Genomic DNA, 19288 nt, shown 5'->3' on the forward strand with positions numbered 1-19288 from the left:
TATGATTTTTCACAAAACCATATTCACTTTAATAATATATATTTATTGTTATTAATTAGCTCAGGCTTTGCAACCCCAAAGTTTTTGACAGCCCCCACAAAACAGTTCCCAAAAGATTGGAGTACATCTCAGCAACACCTTGTGCTCTTCTTGGTATGCAAGTTTAATCGACCACATAATAAACATTGCTGTAATGTAATGCATTTTTTTGTTTATTGAGAATGTTGATCGAAATCTTATAATGACAAATAGGAGTTCTAAAGAGCACGGGTTTAGAAACTTTTATTATTTATGGATTCTAACATCCACTACAAATGCTAAGTAGCTATATATATAGAATAATGCGACTATATCGAGTATATGTTCCCTTTAGTTTAAAGAAAAAGTTAGGAACTATACTACGGAATAAAAAATTTAAACTGTTAACTAGTTTGAATTATAGCACTTTATCTATCAAATACACAGCAATAAGTAATCCTTATAAAATAATCTGGGTATACACTAATGATATTAAATATATTCACACAAAAATGAACAAGCAGTATATTGGAAAAATTATAGATTCTGACTTCGATGAAACAAGTAATTTAGTCGAATTTGATGACAATATCAGAGTTAAAGGGTTAAAAGAGCATTTCTATAAAGACATTAATTGGCTTGATACTACATACTTTAAACATGTTAAATCTAAAATAAACAAAAATGGAGAATATGATGGATATAAAGACATAAGCACTTTTTTACGTATCCGATGTGCTTATTTAGATGATTTATTTTTTTCTATGAAAAAAAATGGTTATGTTAAAAACAAAATCATAGGTAATAATGTGCCAAGCCAAGATGGAAGGTTCAATCGGTATGATAGTAGCTTAGAACCTTTAGTTATAATAGGCAGTAATGGACACATTTTTTTAAAGACGGGTGTGCATAGAGTAACAATAGCAAAGATTATTGGGATAAAAAAGATTCCCGTAAATGTATAAGGAAGGTACAAAAAATGGCAACTACTGCGAGAAGAAATAGCTAACTCGCAAAATATGGCCCAATTACCAAAAGAATATCAAAATCTTCTTAATCATCCTGATTTACAAGATATAATTAATTAGGTTCTGGAAAATTCTTTTTATAGAATAAAGCTATTTATAATCATATTTGTTTAGTAAAAAGTAAAATAATATACATCAAATATGGGCTTGGAAATAATAAAATCTAAGTCAATTACAACCTCTTATCAAGGTGAAATACGTGACCAATTCGGATACAAACACTACTAGTCTTACAGCAATCAGTAACAATAATGATAAAATCACCAAATTTAACAAACACTTAAAGAGTAGTTTGCCATACATAATAGGAATAGTTGTTTCATTCATTATTGCTTTTTATATTAGAATAATTCCTGCTGACAGTGTATTTATAGGTGATTTTGTAAGATTTGGAGGATGTCCTGACCCTTGGTACTATATTCGCTTAGTTGAAGTTATAATTCATAATTATCCTCAATTTCTATGGTATGAAACTTATACTTATTACCCATATGCCATGAGCCAAACTTGGGCGCCCGGATATGCTATGATACTAGCAACTATTATAATGATACTTGGACTTGGAGATCCAAGCACTGAACTAATTCATACCGTATCAGCATACTATCCAGCATTCCTTGGAGCACTAGTGGTAATACCAGTTTATTTTGCTGCAAAGTGGATCTTTAATGACAGAAGAGTTGGAGTATTCGCTGCATTCTTGATTGCAATCGCTCCAGGACAATTTCTTTCAAGATCAATGATAGGGTTCAATGATCACCATGTAGCTGAAGTACTTTTCAGTACAATGGTAGCAATGTTCATGGTAATGGCCTTAATTAAGTCAAGAGAATATAATATAACTTTTGATAAAATAAAATCATTTGATTTAGCTAGCTTAAAAACACCACTCATCTACTTCGCACTAGCAGGTTTCATGATAGGGGTCTATTCCATATCTTGGAAGGGGGCACTGTTCTTTACATTTATGATAGGCTTCTATATCGCTATTCAGCACATAATAGATCATATGCACAACAGAGATACATCATATCTTGGTGTAGGTGGTCTGGTCGCATTTATTATAGCGTTAATAATGGTCTCCTTGACACCAGAAATTGGTGGTGACAAATCAAAACACCTGATCGGTTTAGCTATAGGAATACTAGCATTTCCAGTCCTTACTGCAATATCCCTTGAATTTAATCGGCGTGGACTCAATAAATACTATTATCCTTTAGCCGCAATAGTCCTTGCAGCAGTCACATACATATCTGCACGACTCTTCATCCCTGAACTTTATTCACTAATTGGTGAGATTGGAACTTATTTCTTAAGAGAAGCTGGTGGACTCACAATCGCAGAAGCTTCTCCTCTACTAATAAGAGGCGGCGAATTCACACTTGCACCACTATGGTACACCTTTGGTGCAGGTGCAATAGTCTCATTCCTTGTCTTGGCATACTTACTATTCATCTCTATAACTCAAAAGAACACCCAGGAAAAGACTTTTCTTATAGTATGGTCAGTGATTATAATCTGGGCAATGTTACAACAAAACAGGTTCACATACTACTATGCAGTAAATGTTGCAATCCTTTGTTCATTTGCCGGCATCATGGTACTAGACAAAGCTGGATGGCCACAACTTATCAACAGTTTAAAAAATAAATTGAGCAATAATGGTACCGAGTCCATTGAACCTAAAAAGAAAAAGAAGAAAAGTAAAACCAAATCAAAAAATATCAGCGATAATCAAAAGCCTACTATCTGGCACATTGTAAGTGTCTTGATAATAGTCCTTGTTTTGGTATATCCAGCTGCATCATTATCTGTAGAGCAAGCTTCAAGAGATATTGGTGGCCTTAATGGGCCATGGATAGATTCAATGCATTGGCTCAAATACAATACCCCTGATAACGGTGTGGATTATCTTGAGATCTATGAACCACCACCTGAAGATGCTGAATATTACCCTTATCCAGAAGAAGCTTATGGTGTGATGTCATGGTGGGACTACGGTCATTGGATCATGGCTATAGGTGAAAGAATACCACATGCGAACCCATTCCAACGTGGTGCTCGAACTGCAGGTGCTTTCTTTACAGCACCTTCCGAATCAGATGCTACTGATAAACTTTATGAGATTCATCCAAACCCCGATAAAGCTGCTGCAAGGTACATAATTTCAGATATCGAAATGGCTACAGGCAAATTCCATGCAATGGCTGCGTGGGCAGAAGAAATTGATGCATGGGGTGCAAGTAGTTCAAATTATTTCATGCCAGTACAGACTGATATGGGCACTCAAATAGTACCTAGTGAGAAATACTACAATACAATGGAAGCAAGGTTACATATCTTTGACGGTGACGGTATGCAACAATACAGAATGGTATACGAGTCACCACAAGGTAGATCACAAGAAATAGCATACAAGAACATCTATAACCAACTGTTTGGTGGAGATGTACCGGAAGTTGATTCTGGATATGTTAAAATATTCGAGTTTGTTGAAGGTGCATTGATTGAAGGTGAAGCACCTGAAGGTACTGAAATTACATTAAGTAACGAAATAATAACTAATCAAGGTAGGACATTCAGTTACACTCAAACCACAGAATCCAATGGAACTTTCACATTCAGAGTACCCTATTCAACCACAGGACCAATTGAAGGCGAAACTAACTTTGAAACTATGCCTGTAGGTCCGTACATGATCAGTTTTGATGATACTGAACTAGAAGTTGATGTCGATGAACAGGATGTCCTTGATGGTAACACAATAACTCTTTGATCTCTGAATCGGAGATCACTGTTTTTTATTTCAATATTGTAAGAAAAAGAACATGTTCGTCATTTAAATATACTTAAAACTATAACTCAACTCAGGTGAAATCATGAATAACATTAAAGGTCGTGCCTGGAAATATGGGAATAATATTGATACTGACGTAATAATCCCTGGGAAATATTTGAGAACCACTGATATGCAGGTCTTTGCAGACCATGCAATGGAAGGAATTGATCCCGAATTCTCAAATAAGGTTCAAAAAGGTGATGTTTTAGTAGCAGGCCATAATTTCGGATGCGGGTCATCAAGGGAACAGGCACCTTTGGCACTAAAACATGCAGGTATTTCATGTGTTATTGCAAGGTCATTTGCACGTATCTTTTTCAGGAACTCGATCAATGTCGGATTACCTGTAGTGGAATCGGATATCGAATGTGATGAAGGTGATATAATAGAAGTAAATCTGCATGAAGGTTGGGTGAAAACACCTAAAGGTACCTATAATTCAAACGCAATACCTGAATTCCTATTAGATATCTTAAATGATGGTGGACTGGTGGCACACCGTAAAAAGAAGGTTAGAGAATGATGATCTTTCCTGAAGAATATAAGAATATAGGAATTTGTCACGAAAATGACGATATTTCATCCAAAATATATTTTCTCTCCGAGTACCTTTTAAAACAAGAAGATGGTCAATGGAACCTTTATCAGGTGAACAGCACCAAAAAACCAATCCTTACAACCGTAGAATCACTTGAACTCATTGCTACCAGTGACCAGATATTATGGTACGATAAAAAACTTAACATTAAAGACCGTACACTTCTAATAGAAACTGCAAACAAGTTCTGTACTGAAAAGATCAATACCGTGATATTCACTGGAATTGATGAACATGTAACGTTCGTACACCAGCCCGACATAACATCCATAAACATAATAGAAGTACTTGATATAGAACCGCCATTACCATGGCTTGCAGACTGTGTTCAACGCCTTGAGAGAAGTGGTATATTCTCTGATCTTCAGATAAGATTCGAGTACAACATAACAAACTTAAAACAATTCGAGGATAAGAACACAGTATTCCCATGTTGCTGTTCAGGATTAAAGGGTCAGTTCTTAGATTCTAGTAAGATCGAGGGTACTGATCTGATAGTTATAGGTTGTGAAATATCTGACACTATCTTGAAAACAAAGTACCCTACCTTGAAATATGAGAGGTACAGTTTCTGCCCGTTCAGTTCAAACCTGGTGAAACCCAACAAAATGTTCATTGCCAGATGTTGCAGGAAAGAAATGTGTGGACCCACTACAATAAACGGGCATAAGGGTACAGTTGTGCATTGGGGTGCAACAGAACACGATATTGCAGTTGCAGTACGAAACCTTGTTCGTAATGGAGTTTTAGAATCATGAAAAAGATCGCAGTAATTGAAGGTGACGGGATTGGGCGTGAAGTTATCCCACAAGCATTGAAAGTATTGAATGCATTAGAGTTCGAGTTTGAGAAAATTGAGCTTAATGTGGGGTATAGTCGTTGGGAAACAACTGGTGAAGCTATCTCGAACGATGATATCAATACATTAAAAGAATGTGACTGTATACTTTTTGGCGCGATCACTACTCCAAATGACCCTGATTATAAGAGTGTTTTGTTAAGGATACGAAAAGAACTCGAACTCTACGCAAATGTACGTCCAATTCGACCCATTGCCGCAATTACGGGTGCTGTAGGTCACAAGAACTTCGATCTTGTTATTGTGAGAGAGAATACCGAATGTCTTTATGCAGGTCTTGAGGAGATATATGAAGACCGTGCATACACTACCCGGGTCATAACAAGAAATGGATCTGAACGTGTAGCTAAATATGCATGTAAACTAGCTAATGCACGAAGAAAACATCTAACAATTGTGCATAAATCCAATGTCATCAAATCAGATAAACTGTTCCTTGAAACGTGTCAAGAAATAGCTGATAAGGAAAAGATCAATTTCGATGATAGATTAGTTGATTCAATGGCGTTCAGTCTGATAACAGAGCCGTGGAAATATGATGTTGTAGTGACCACTAACATGTTCGGTGATATTCTAAGTGACCTCTCGGGTGCTCTTGTTGGGAGTCTTGGGTTGTTACCAAGTGCAAATATCGGGTTGAATCAAGCGTTCTTTGAACCTGTGCACGGTAGTGCGCCTGATATTGCTGGTGAGAATAAAGCTAATCCTATTGCAGCGATCCTATCAACAAAAATGATGCTTGAATGGTGTCAGGAGTTTGAGAAAGCGTCTATGATAGAAGAGGCTATTAACCAGACATTGTGTCGTAATATAAGAACACCTGATATTGGTGGGCATAGTACTACTGACGCTTTCGGGGATGCTGTTGCCGAATATATTAAAGATACAATATCATCCAATTCCAAGTAATGACGATACTGCTTCCTGTGTCACAACTGCACTGATTGCAGCGATCCATACCATAATAACAAAGTTTGTAACCGCGATCAGCATATGACCACCGTCAACAACTTTCAGTAATATGGCTGATAAAAGAGAATGTACGATCATTATTAACAGTACAAGTAATGAAAGTGTCCCCATATCCCCAATATCCGTATAGATCACCATACCCATAGACATTCCTGGCGGCATATCTATTGTCATGAACATGTCTTGCATTAGTTCAACCACGCTTAATGAGATATAAAGTGTGAATCCAATACCTGCAGTTAATCCATAAAGTGATCCCACTAAACTATTAGCAGACTGTACTCTTTTTTTCCTAAGCGCTAATATACGATGAAAGTTTGTTGCTATCATGTTACCAACCACTTCGGGTTTACCCCCAAGATGTGTGGCTTCAACAAAGGTTACACTGAATCGTTTGATCAAATGGCTCCCTGTATTATCAGCAAACATTTCCCACGATTTCACCTTATCAACACGTGTATTGATCCTTCGATATAATCCATTCACATCGTTTGTAAGTGGCCCGAAATCGTGTATTCTTAACGCTCTTAGTGCTTCATCGATAAGACCACCTCGTGCACCTGCCGAACTTCCAAGTGATCTTATAAAAGCGGGAAAATTATTATCTCGTCTCCTGATACTCTTCTCTATATTGCTAGCAACCCTACCCGTGTATACCAGTGGTGTGAGACATAATGCAACCGCTATCGGTGTCTCGAGGTCACCATGTAAAATCACAAGGATCGTGACTATGAGACATCCGCCTAGTGATATGGGGATCGATCGATATAATTTCAATCTATAATCAGTAACATACCTGCCAGGAGCTTGCCATACGGGGTCTGTAGGCACTTTATTCTTAGTATACATCAGTATCATGAGATCAGTCACTACAAATGTAGCTAATACTATCAGGAGCAGAGTAACTGCATCCATACCAGTGATCACTGGCATGATAACAGCAAATGATGCCAGGAATATGAGTGACATTATAAGTGAGATGAACATCTCTTTAATAACCTCAATATTATACATGGCACCGTTATACATCGATTCATATTCGTTCATGACAACGTTCTGTTCAGATGATAGGAAATCCTTAATATCCTCACCCGACTTGAGACCGTGTGCCAGTCTGTCAAGAAAATCCTGGAATATGACCGATGGTGTACGTTTAGCTATGAACCTACATCCATCCTCCAAACTCTTGTTCCAAATAGTTACAAGTTCAAATATTTTCTTTGTCTCTTCCGCGAGATACCCATACTCCTCATTCTCAGATACTATCCGAACAATATCTACACGAGGTGTTTGTGCTGTAGCAACTGCACCCATCTGAGAAATATAATAATGCATCTGGTTATCTATCTCTGACCCTTTTCCTTCAGCTGCAGAGATTGGGTAAAGGACGGCGAACAGTATACAAATAACAGGAATCAGGGCAGGAATGACATTCGCGGGACCGCTAAACAGGTCTGGTAAGAATAAGTAGAATATACCAGCGAACAGAAACCCGAACAGGACTGCGGGTATAGCGAACCGTTTCATGTAAGATACGGGATCCATATCAATTACATGAAACGCTCTCTTATAATCCATTAGAACACACAACCTGTTTTCACATTAAAAATAAACTAAAATCAAATTAAACCATGAACGGTAATCCATCCACACCATGTTTATAAAACTCTACAAGAATGTCATGTACTTCATGATAATCTTCAATACCGTGGTTATGCATCTCTTCCAATATCTTTGCACGTAGGAAAAGATCATCATATATCTTCCTCTTATCCTCATAACCAAGGATTGTAGCGATCTTATCTTCAAGAATGAAACTGTTGTTCAATCCTCTAAACTTATGAGTATCAGTTTCGGGATCCCATTGGAACACTGCACGTGTTACTACACCCCCAGCTTCCTCGTAATATCCCTCGATCTCTTCGATCGAGATACATCTACGCAAAAATTTGCCGTTACGGTACACTGCCTGTAATATCATGGCCACGTTCAAGTTATCAACAAAGGTCACAGGAACATTTATGGGTTCACCAGTTAATCTCTGTATCATCTTCTTGACAGCAGATGCGTGAAATGTGGCTACTACAGGGTGACCCGTATCATAGACATAACTCGTCATTACATTCCCACCGATATAATAACTGCCATCATTCATCGAAATATCGTACGTGTGATCCCTGACACTTTCCTCCACATGAACTATCCGAGCAGTGTCCAGTTGCTTGAATGTGAAATACTTTTCAGTGTACCAACCATTATCTTCACTTACAAGAGTATACCCGAATATCCTGGCAAGCATTGATAGATCAGGTAATATTTCTTTATGCACAGAACAAGTATAGGTCTCGATCTCAAATGTATCATTTTCATTTAAGTTTGGTACAATACCCATAAAGGTGCGCAATACATCGACCTTATCTCTAGAATGCATGTAAGGTATGACAGATTCCATCCATCTATTCCATACATCCTGTTTAGTATTAGATGAAAAGTTGATAGTTACTGAAAGTGAACCAAACCCGCTTTGAACCTCTTTTACTACATCATACCCTTTATCTGTACAATACTTTGAAATACTTGAAACAAAATCTGTATATTCCTCAATATATTCAACCAGTATCCTATCAATTTGTGGTACCATATCATGTTCAAGTGATGTCAAGATGTTCAGTTTATCAAGTAGTTCTTTCTTATCATCATGATGATTTAATCCAAACTCCATTGTCACATTGAATGAATTAGTACCACAATATAAAATGTCTGTTATATCACTATCAAGTAAACCTGCTATGTATCCATTAAGGTTCTTTATACAGTCCAGAGATGGTACACGTACATTACATGAACATTCATCTTCTTTTATTAGAATAAATCCAGATTTAGTTAACCAGTCAATGAATGAGCGATCAATATATTTCAAGTCAAGGTACAGCTTATCAGTATCTTCATCGATATGTTCGTGTACTGTACCCGAAGTGTTGGGTATGGTCTCCAGAATATCACGTTTCAGTTCTTCTTTACTCGATCCATGATCCTCATTACATCCAACACGCCATACAATATCATTATCAATGTACTGTATGGAATCAGTGCTATTGAGTCTGCCAATATAATACCAAATCCTATCAGATACTGATATGGTTGAAGTTTGGGTCAGTTCTTGGAGTTCTCTCAATATTATTTCGAGTTGGGAGTAGCCAAAGTTCCAGAATGGTTTAGGGACATGAGTCTTATCAAAACCCATTATATCCTCAATAAGTACCATATCTTTCTCAGATATATTTTCACGAATACCTAGAATATAATGAGCAATTGATCTTAATGCAGACTCTGAGATATTAACAGGTAAATTAACTAAGTTACCTCTATCATCCTTGACATTTACAACCATTTTATCAACTGATTCTATATCTATATCATTACTTTCAACTAAATCTAAAACTGTTATTTGATCATTGTTCGACCAATTGATGGGTGGTGGTAATATGGCTGTAGGATAGTTATTTGAATTGAGAAGCTCTTTTGCTTCGATCTCTGTACCCCCTTCTAGCAAGAACCTATGATTCGGAGTAACTTCGAGCCGTTCACCTGTATCAAACCTGATATCCAGTAAATCCTGCATGTCCATCTTGTAAACGTTAGTTATTGTGGATAACATGATTTTACCGTCAGGTCCTGAAGTGTAGACCGGGATTTCCTGACCAATTAGATCGATCACATATTTACCGTCATTTCTTTGTGCAGTACTGGAATTAGATTCGTACAAGTCCCTGATATTCACTGGACCTTGATCTGGTACTGCTATGTATCCGTTGCGTACACATTGCATTGCCTGGAATGCAACTGCACCTTCAGCGCCACGAATTTCACCTACAATGATATAATTTGGTCTTGATCTGAGTGCTGCTTTTAGTAATGTGAAAGTGTCCACACGAGAATCCGGGGGACCATCTTCACGAGTGATCAGTTGTTGCCAGACGGGTTGGGGTGGTTGGACTTCCGCAGTATCCTCAGCTGAATAGACCTTGGATTTAGGGTTCACGAAACAGAGACAGGCGTTCAGCATAGTGGTCTTACCACTCGCAGTTTCACCACTAAAGAAAATACTCATACCGTTCTCAAGACACATCCACATATATGCGCCCATCTCGTAATTGATAGCACCCCAACTTATGAGCTGGATTATACTGATAGGTACTTCACTGAATTTACGCATAGTAAAACTACTACCACGCCGGCTAATATCGGGACTGTAAATGATATTGATACGTGAACCGTCAGGTAATGCGCCATCTGCGATTGGTTTTGAGTCACTTACGGGTCTACCTATACGTTCACTCATACTGCGTAACCAGTTATCTAACCTAACCTCGTCACCAAATGAGATATTTGTTTTTAGCATATCCAGGATCTTGTGTACAATGAATACATTATTCACTCCAATACTGTGAATATCTTCGAGGTAAGGGTCCCTGATAACGGGTTCAATTGGACCTGAACCTATAATGTTACGTTCAATATGATACAATAGCTGGTTATATTCAGTATCATTTACTGGTACTTTATTTTGGGGTGGGAACAGTTTCTCGATAATGGGTCTGAGTTTATTATCCTCTTTCTCAACCTCGAAACCGCCGATTTCGGTGGAATCGTTGAAGAGTTTCATGATAAGTTCTTTGAGTTCGGCTTCGGATTCGGGTAATGTTTCTTTAGCTGCTTTCTCAAGAATGAGGTCCATGATAATATCGTATTTCTTCTCTTCCGCCTTGCTCAGCTGAGGTTCAACTGCCCGGTATTCGACCTCACCCATCTCAGGTGTACCGTAGAGGTGAATGAATACGGGATCTCCTACTGGTATAAGAATATTGACATCTTCTCTATCAATATCTTTGGGGATAGTTACCACGAATTCGGGTAGAGTTCCAGTTTCACGGTTGAACTTGACCAAATATTCCTTTAAGTGAGGGTTTCTTTGCATTGCTTTTTGAAACTCTGGGTCAACCATTTAGAAAACACATCCTTTATTATCCAACTGCAGCTATCTCTACCACGAGTCCGACCCTAGGTTCTATCCTGAACCCGATCATTTGACCTACGGGTCCTTTTGCGCCAGTGAACTTATTGACAACAATTGTACGTTTAACTTCATTTGACATTGGTTTTACTTTGAGTGAACAGTAAATGTCACAGGAAGACCTGAACATTGAAGCTATCTCTTCATTGAGTTGACTGGGTTCTATCGTGAGTATGATGATCTTACCCATACCGTTAAGTTTTTTGAAAAATGAGATGAGTTCAAGACTCTTTTCAGTATTCACGCTATACTTGATGAGTGAGGATATCGTGTCAACAATAATAATATCGTTCTCGAACAGTTCCTGTGCCGACATGAGGCGTTCAATAAAATCTATTCTCGATTTAGCTGCTCTTACAAGAGGTATCACGGGGATGTAAAGAAAAGTTCCGTTAAGTAGACTTGAAGCTATAGGATAGTCTATAGAATACATCTGATGAATGAAACCTTTGGTTGTCTGCTGAGTTGAAATGTAGGTTACAGTACCCTTGTTCTGTAGGAGACCGTAAGTTAACCGTTGTGATATGGTGCTTTTACCTGCACCACTTCCACCTTCGATCAATACAAAAGAACCTTTAGGAAACCCACCGCCTAGCTTACGGTTAAGGTCATCTCGCTGAATCTCGAACGAATAAATGTTACCCAATCTAAAATACCTCAATTATTTTTTAACTTGAAATTCATAGTAGCCGTCTTACCGTTCTCTGTAGATATGAGTACTCTGTTAAGTCTTTCATCATCAACTAAATTATCAGAGATTTCCAGTACAATTACATCTCCAGGTTGTGCCATGATGTGTTCAGTATCACCATTAATAGATGGCCGAATATCATTTGAGGATACCATTGCACCGTTCAGAACGATCGTCATATATTGAGCATTTATCTCGGAACTTCCTGTGTTCTTGATATAGAAAGTGATATTATTATCTTCATCTCTTATAACCATCTCGGGATCGTTTATTATTGTAATATCTGTTCTGAGCTGATCAGCTAATGTCTGACTCCCTGCAGTTGTGGCACCGGTAATGTTCTGGACATTAACTGTGACAATTGCTACAATACTCATCGCAATGATAACTGCAGCTATGAAGAAAATGAGGTGTGACATTGCGATATCCGCATTCTCGTCTTCTAATAGATTGTACCTGAACCGATTAGTATTCGTAGTTGATGTTTTGTTCATGGCTCTTTTTCTCAAGTAGATATATTATAATAAGCTGAAATACCGTTATGTGTGACTATTTTTATTCTATCTCCATCAGGGATCTCAGAGATGGTTCTTTTTTCCCTTGGCGTCCATACCTGTGAATTGTCAGGAGAATAATCTGGGACTAATTCGCCATCTACAAGGACAGTTAATCTATCAATATAAAGAGGTTCATTACCAGTGTTCTTCATATGAACCTTGTTATTTTCAGAATCAGTTGAATTGAGTGTAATACTTGTAATTTCAAGATTTGTATGTAACTTTGATAATCTCAGGTCGTAATTTGACTGGGTCGCTTCTTCTATGACAGCATTTGATATACTCATTGACGAATAGACAGATGTACCCAATATGAGTGCAGCTACAAAGAATATAGCAATTACAACAGATGTCTCAAAACCCATACAATTCCTCTTATCCTCTAATTGAAAATATCAAACATTGGTCCACAAATTCTCATTCTTGTTATTTAATTGATGAACTAAAATTCTAATCTTTATTTCTTATCACATTTCAATGAATTATAAAGATTTTGTATGGGAGATACTCGATATCTTGGATTTGTTTAGATCAATGTAACTAAACCAAGACATTTAATACCTGAATTTTCAATCTATGTATCATATTCATGCCACGAAAGAAGAAGTTTGAGAAACAGATGTATACTGCAAAGGACGGAGTTAGGTTCGCTACACCAGTAGAGGTCGCACAATATCGAGCTGAGAGACTTCAGTGTAATACTTTGGCTGAGATCGGGTGTGGTATTGGTGGTCAAACAATACATTTTGCTCGAATGTGTGAGAAAGTGTATGCTGTTGAGATCGATCGATCTAAACTTAATAGTGCAAAAAAGAATTGTCGTGAACACGGTCTTGATAATGTTGTATTCGTGTTAGGTGACGCATTGTCACGTGATGTGATCGATAAAATACCTGAAATAGATATCCTTTTCTCAGATCCACGAAGACCTGCAATGGAATCTCAACGAAAAGTTACCAGTCTGGAACCAGGTTTATCTGATATGATGAAAGCATATTCTTCAAAGACAACAAATTTCGTTTTCGAGGCACCACCGAAACTGACACCTGAACGTGTTCAGTTTAATTGTGAGAAAGAGTATATTTCACTGGACGGTCAACTTAACCGGCTCACATTATATTTTGGTGATATGAAACAAGCAGAAGTATCTGCACTGAAATTGCCTGAAAATATTCGATTAAACTGTGATAGCCAAAAACGTGAACCTGAAATCCAAATTACGTCTGATATTCTAGCATATGCAAGTGAGCCTGATCCTTCAGTCGTTCAAGCCGGATTAATGCCGGAACTTTTCCATGACCTGAGTTTAAGTACGGGTACTGAACCAAAACTTGTCAATATCGATAAAAAAAGAATGCTAATCACTTCAAATACCCCTTTAAATCATCCTATGATGAAGAACAAGTATAAGGTTATTTATAAAGATAAACTTGACCTTGATCATGTGAACATGTACCTTCGAGATATGGGGGTAAAGCAAGTGGTTTTACGAGCGGGTATTGCACCTGAACAATATTGGGATGTACGAAACAGGTTAGAGGAAGGGTTGAGTGACACTAAAAATAATGGTGAAAAGGTAGTACACCTTTTCGTAATGGATGATATTGGAATCATTTGCGAGAAAATATAATATAATATTCCAGTTTACCCTCGTTTTAATTTTCAGCTTGATGCTTTAAGTTGTTGTTTTAATGTATCCATTCCTGCATTAATAGCATCTTTTAATTTACTGAGGTCATTACCGCCACCTTGTGCGATAGTGGGTTTACCACCTCCACCTCCACCAGCCGCCTTTGATGCTGCTTTTACGATACTGCCACAGTTCGCACCTTTCTTGACAACGTCCGAACTCGCTGCAGCTACTATCTTCATACCACCAGAATCACCGACCAGTATTACTACCATATCATCGTTTTCAGTGAGTTCACCAGCGATCTTCATCAGTTCTCCCGTATCTGCACCTTCGATCAGCGTAGCTATCACGTGTACACCTTCCACGTTCTCACAGTCCTGCATGAGCTGTTGTACACGAGAAGATGCGAGATCGGACCTTAATTTATCGTTCTCTTTCTTCAACTCTTTCCATTCACTGAAAAAGCGTTCTATGGTTGGAGGGAGTTGTTCTGGGCGAACACGTAACGCATCAGCTGACTGGGTTAAGAGTGAACTCAGTTCTTGCATGGATCGAACTGCGGCTTCACCTGCAGCATACTCTAACCTTTCAATACCGTCCTGGATACGTTCAGTTTTCAGGATCTTAATGGGACCTACATTGCCCGTGGATTTTAGGTGAGTACCTGCACAGGCTTCAACATCATCACCTACTTTCAGTACACGTATCTTTTTACCGGGTGGTACACCGCCCTGGTAGAGCTTGAACCCGTACAGTTTCTCTGCTTCTATACGGTCCATCCATTCAGCAACAACCTTGGTGTTCTTCATCACTATCTGGTTAGCTACGAGTTCTATTTCGTTGAGTTCGTTTTGTGTGATCCTTTTATAGTGAGATACGTCAAGTCTTGCTCTATCTTCGGATTTCTGGGCACCCATTTGCCAGATATGGTCACCTAATACCTTTCGTGCAGCATCGATCACTACATGTGTTGCTGTATGGTGTGATGCATGGTACATCCTTCTCTTCTCATCTATATGAACTGTAACAAAATCGCCTTTCCTGACATGCAGCTCATTCTCGATATTACCTGCAATATGTATCACAATATCGTTGATCTGTTGTACATCCACGATATCGATCTGGTGATCGTTTATTGTCATTGTACCATGATCTGCAGGTTGACCTCCGCCTTCGGGATACATCAGAGTACTGTCAAGCACGATCTTGTTCTCGAACGTGTCAAGGACAACTGCTTCGAATTCCATTCTGTGTGGATCGTCATAGAACAGTTTTTTGGTTGATGGTAAATTAACTAACCTGTCAACAAACTCGATATCTTTTTCTTCAACAACCTTTTCTTCAGCACTGCTATGCTTGGAAGCTACAAGGGAATAGAAATTGTCTGGTAATGATACTGATACACCCTCTTCAGATGCAACTTCACGCGTGATCTCGGGTGGAATTCCGTGCGTATCGTACATGTCAATGAGTGTTTCGAGTGGGATATCTTCATTCTTTTTCTTGTAATGTTGTGCTGATTTCTGGATCATGCGTTTACCTCTATCCAGTGTTTCAGCGAATTTATCCTCTTCATGATGAAGTATATCAGCGATTGTATCAAATCTTTCCTCGAACTCGGGATATTCTGGCAAGTTCTTGATATGCATGCTCACAAGTTCTGATAATGGGATCTTGATATCAAGGTCACGCATCATCCTAAGTGTTCTTCGAAGTACAAGACGGGCAAGGTATCCTGCCTTTACATTAGATGGAACAATACCGTCACCTAACATGAAAGTGAGACACCTTGTATGGTCAGTGATAGAATACACGGATTCCACGGGTTCCATTATGGACGTGAGTTTTTCCACGGATATGCCTATATTCGAAGCTACTTGTTTACGCAGCTCGAAAAGATTAGCTTTTTCACTGATATCTATCATGCCAGCAAGACGTGCATTTTGTGCAAGGATATTGGAATATTCAGTGTCTTCGAGTTGATGTTCAATTCCTGCAAGGTCCATTATTTCACTGACGATCGTAGGGAATATAGCGTCATAGATCGTGGGTGAACCTTTAGAGGCCCAAACGAACCGTTCAAGACCGTATCCAGTATCCACGATATAATTATCTTCCATCTTGGAATACATGTCACCATTAAGTTCAATAGTGCCTTCCCTTGACTTTTGCAAGTTCATGAAGACCAGTGTGGCTACTTCAAGACCGCCTACGAGTGCTTCAAGGCATGGACCCGCATTCCCTCCACCTGCCCATGGTTCTTCCTTGTATGTGACTGCGAGTGGGTCAGTACCAAGTGATGTCAGTAATTCGTCACATAACCTTACAGTATCATCTTTCCAGTATATCTCCTTGGTCTTCGTGTTGAATGTATGGTGTGCCATCATCTCAAATGTAGTAAGGTGTCGACCACTTCTTCCTACAGCATCGAGGTCGGATAGCCTGATACATGGTTGAGAGATAGTTAAAGGATTAGCTGGTGGTGGTACTTGTCCCGACGTGACAAATGGTTGAAAATCTGCGATTGACGCGATAGTTAAATAAATATCGTCACGCCACCTGGCTACTACTGGGTAGCGATCCATTCGTTCATGATCTCTAGTTTCAAAAAAGTCTAGATAATATTCTCTCATTTCTGAGAGTTCGAGTTGTTTCTTGAAAACAGGTGCACCTATGAAAGTATAAGGGTCACACGGTGCATCCCCACATGTTTGTCTCTCAATGTCCCGTGTCCAGTAAAACTTACCACAACTTGTACACTGTTTTCTCGTGAAACCATTATCTGAAAAGAATTGAAGTTGATATTCTTCTTCAAGCATGATTATTCCAACTATAACTGAATTGTAAATATATTGAATTAAACTAAATTGAATTTAATTGACTTGACTTGACTTGACTTGACTTGACTTGACTTGACTTGTATAGTCCTATGAGCTATATTTCCAATATTTAAAAACATTGCTTCATTGACTGTACGAAAAAGAAAATGTATCTGTCTAGTTCCATAAAGATTAAACGTATGGAAATGAATTGAGCATAACATGGATAATAAGATTTTGGTCACTAACGATGACGGTGTGTATGCAGCAGGAATACGGGCAGCTTATAGGAGTGTAGAGACATTAGGTGATGTTACCGTAGTAGCACCTGCTGTTCAGCAGAGTGGTGTTGGTCGTGCAATATCCATATTCGAACCGTTACGGATCGATAAAGCTAAAGTCGATGGAATGAACGCTTATGCCGTTGGTGGTACTCCCACAGATTCAGTAATACTCGCATTATTTACTGTAATGGAGAAAATGCCTGACCTTATTCTTTCAGGATTCAATATCGGTGAAAATATCAGTACTGATACGATAACTACCTCGGGAACCATCGGTGCTGCACTTGAAGGCGCGAGTTACGGTATTCCCGCAATAGCTGCATCTATCCAGGCTGTGGATGAAAGTATGAAATTCGATGATCTAAGAGATTACGATCACGATTTCGAAGTGAGTATAAATGTAGTTAACAGAATCGCAAAGAATGTGATCAAGTACGGATTACCAGAAAATGTTGATCTCTTAAACGTGAACATCCCTCATAATGCAACAGATGATTGTGAGATCAAAGTCACAAGGCTTGCCAGAAAGGTGTTCAGGACAGAAGTTGAGGAACGAAAGGATCCCAGAGGTAGATCATATTACTGGATCGCTGGTGACCTGATACAAGACGAGAGTGAGGGAACTGATGTGAACACTGTCATGAAAGAAGGTAATATCTCAATCACGCCCATTACCCTTGACGCAACTGCACCTGTTGAGTTCAATGAAATAAAAAAATATTATGAATGATAAAATATTATGAATGATAATTAGTGAAAAAATCGTTATATTCATTTAATTATCTTTATATTGATCTCTTTCCAATCATCATCAACACCGTGCAATTGTTCCACGGCACCCGCAATAGTACCGCTGAGAATACTTTGTACAAATTCGTTCATTGCAATATATTCACCGTCAACCTTGAGTTCGATCTCCATTGTCATTTTTATCAGTCCTCCAAATATTTTTTTATGATATTTGATGATATTCAAGGGTTCATCTACAAAAAGGTATTCTTCTACTAACAGCTAACTCTAACATCTCGTGCATTGCATCAATGTCAAGTTCATTAACGTCGACGAGATTATCATTTACTAGAAGACACGGTTTTAATTGACCTTGTGGTGTTACACGTAACCTGTTGCAACCGGCACAGAACTTAGAATTGTCGATAGGTCGTACGAACTCCACAATTGAGCCATTAATAGAATAACGGTTCCTCCGATGCATTGTACGTGTAGTGATATTATCTGAGATCGATTTGAGATATTCTTCGATCTTATCCGCATCAATACTATAAGACTCAATGCCATTTGAACTAAAGTCCATGAGTTCGATTAATTGTAATACTACATCGGGCCCGAATTGACGCGTGAATTCCATCATGGGTTCGATCTCAGTATCGTTCATGCCGTTTAGTAAAACCATATTGATCTTTACAGGTAATAGTCCAGCATCAACTGCAGTATACACTCCATCTATAGCTCGGTCAAGGTTTTTTGGGCCTTTACCTGAAATCACTTTATACTTTTCTGGATCTAGTGTATCCAGGCTAATATTGATCCGGTCAAGTCCACTCTCTTTAAGTTCATGTGCACGGCCGGATAGGAGTGTGCCGTTTGTAGTCACTGAAATATTCTTCATTTCAGGTAAGTTTGTGAGAATATCTTCAAAATCATTACGTAAAAGTGGTTCACCCCCCGAAAACTTGAGCTTTGTCACTCCGTGCGACTGTGCGGCAGTGACAATGTTCTGGATTGTTTGGATTGAGATCTCTTTTGGAACCGTGCCATTATCACAAGTATTACCTTCATGGTGACAATAGATACAGTTCAGATTACATCTATCTGTAATAGATATACGAAGACTTGAGATGCTGCGACCAAACGAATCTTTGAGTGGGGATGTGTTAGATGTAAGATTTTTCATCTGA

Annotated in this window: 16 protein-coding genes; 8 read left to right on the top strand and 8 right to left on the bottom strand. The window is 38.5% G+C overall.

Going from position 1 to position 19288, the window contains the following annotated elements; genetic code table 11:
• The 6 genes from J2T59_RS03790 to J2T59_RS03815 form a co-directional block, all read left to right on the top strand.
• On the top strand, positions 1-219 hold a 219-nt coding region (locus J2T59_RS03790; protein WP_259134103.1), incomplete at its 5' end, for a hypothetical protein.
• A 311-nt stretch (positions 220-530) separates the two neighbouring features.
• Complete coding sequence (locus J2T59_RS03795; RefSeq protein WP_259134106.1) at positions 531-983, top strand: hypothetical protein; 453 nt, start codon at positions 531-533, stop codon at positions 981-983.
• Between the two features lie 262 nt (positions 984-1245).
• Positions 1246-3822 (top strand): oligosaccharyl transferase, archaeosortase A system-associated, encoded by a 2577-nt coding sequence (locus J2T59_RS03800; protein ID WP_259134109.1) that lies wholly within the window; start codon positions 1246-1248, stop codon positions 3820-3822.
• A gap of 103 nt (positions 3823-3925) precedes the next feature.
• Positions 3926-4408, top strand: a complete 483-nt coding sequence (gene hacB / locus J2T59_RS03805; RefSeq protein WP_310572652.1) for a homoaconitase small subunit — start codon at positions 3926-3928, stop codon at positions 4406-4408.
• Complete coding sequence (locus J2T59_RS03810; RefSeq protein WP_259134111.1) at positions 4405-5241, top strand: DUF7714 family protein; 837 nt, start codon at positions 4405-4407, stop codon at positions 5239-5241. The genes hacB and J2T59_RS03810 overlap by 4 nt, the downstream gene beginning before the upstream one ends.
• Positions 5238-6251: an isocitrate/isopropylmalate dehydrogenase family protein gene (locus J2T59_RS03815; RefSeq protein WP_259134114.1), complete on the top strand. Its 1014-nt coding sequence runs from the start codon at positions 5238-5240 to the stop codon at positions 6249-6251. The genes J2T59_RS03810 and J2T59_RS03815 overlap by 4 nt, the downstream gene beginning before the upstream one ends.
• Here J2T59_RS03815 and arlJ read toward each other — a convergent pair.
• The 5 genes from arlJ to J2T59_RS03840 are packed head-to-tail and all read right to left on the bottom strand — an operon-like array spanning position 6234 to position 13001.
• The gene (arlJ, locus tag J2T59_RS03820) at positions 6234-7892 is read right to left on the bottom strand and encodes an archaellar assembly protein ArlJ/FlaJ (RefSeq protein ID WP_259134117.1); all 1659 of its coding nucleotides are present in this window, start codon (positions 7890-7892) and stop codon (positions 6234-6236) included. The genes J2T59_RS03815 and arlJ overlap by 18 nt on opposite strands.
• A 46-nt stretch (positions 7893-7938) precedes the next feature.
• Positions 7939-11319: a type II/IV secretion system ATPase subunit gene (locus J2T59_RS03825; protein WP_259134120.1), complete on the bottom strand. Its 3381-nt coding sequence runs from the start codon at positions 11317-11319 to the stop codon at positions 7939-7941.
• Positions 11320-11338: 19 nt separating this feature from the next.
• Entirely contained in the window at positions 11339-12034 is a 696-nt protein-coding gene (gene arlH, locus J2T59_RS03830) for an archaellum protein ArlH (RefSeq protein ID WP_259134123.1), read from the bottom strand.
• An 11-nt stretch (positions 12035-12045) separates the two neighbouring features.
• A complete protein-coding gene (locus J2T59_RS03835) occupies positions 12046-12573 on the bottom strand; it encodes an archaellin family protein (RefSeq protein WP_259134126.1) in 528 nt (175 codons plus the stop codon).
• 11 nt (positions 12574-12584) lie between these two features.
• Positions 12585-13001, bottom strand: coding sequence for a hypothetical protein (locus J2T59_RS03840; protein WP_259134128.1), 417 nt, complete (start codon positions 12999-13001; stop codon positions 12585-12587).
• A gap of 224 nt (positions 13002-13225) precedes the next feature.
• Here J2T59_RS03840 and J2T59_RS03845 point away from each other — a divergent pair, with 224 nt between their 5' ends.
• Complete coding sequence (locus tag J2T59_RS03845; protein WP_259134130.1) at positions 13226-14266, top strand: methyltransferase domain-containing protein; 1041 nt, start codon at positions 13226-13228, stop codon at positions 14264-14266.
• A gap of 32 nt (positions 14267-14298) precedes the next feature.
• Here the strand turns inward: J2T59_RS03845 and alaS are convergent, their stop codons facing one another.
• Entirely contained in the window at positions 14299-17088 is a 2790-nt protein-coding gene (gene alaS / locus J2T59_RS03850) for an alanine--tRNA ligase (protein ID WP_259134132.1), read from the bottom strand.
• Between the two features lie 222 nt (positions 17089-17310).
• Between alaS and surE the strand changes: the two genes are divergently transcribed.
• On the top strand, positions 17311-18102 hold the full coding sequence (gene surE / locus J2T59_RS03855) for a 5'/3'-nucleotidase SurE (RefSeq protein ID WP_259134134.1): 792 nt from the start codon (positions 17311-17313) through the stop codon (positions 18100-18102).
• Positions 18103-18143: 41 nt separating this feature from the next.
• Here surE and J2T59_RS03860 read toward each other — a convergent pair whose 3' ends face one another.
• Positions 18144-18299: a hypothetical protein gene (locus J2T59_RS03860; protein WP_259134371.1), complete on the bottom strand. Its 156-nt coding sequence runs from the start codon at positions 18297-18299 to the stop codon at positions 18144-18146.
• A 52-nt stretch (positions 18300-18351) separates the two neighbouring features.
• Complete coding sequence (gene moaA, locus J2T59_RS03865) at positions 18352-19284, bottom strand: GTP 3',8-cyclase MoaA (protein WP_259134136.1); 933 nt, start codon at positions 19282-19284, stop codon at positions 18352-18354.
• Between the last annotated feature and the right edge of the window lie 4 nt (positions 19285-19288).

It is taken from the genome of Methanosalsum natronophilum, assembly GCF_024808815.1.
Lineage (GTDB): Archaea > Halobacteriota > Methanosarcinia > Methanosarcinales > Methanosarcinaceae > Methanosalsum > Methanosalsum natronophilum.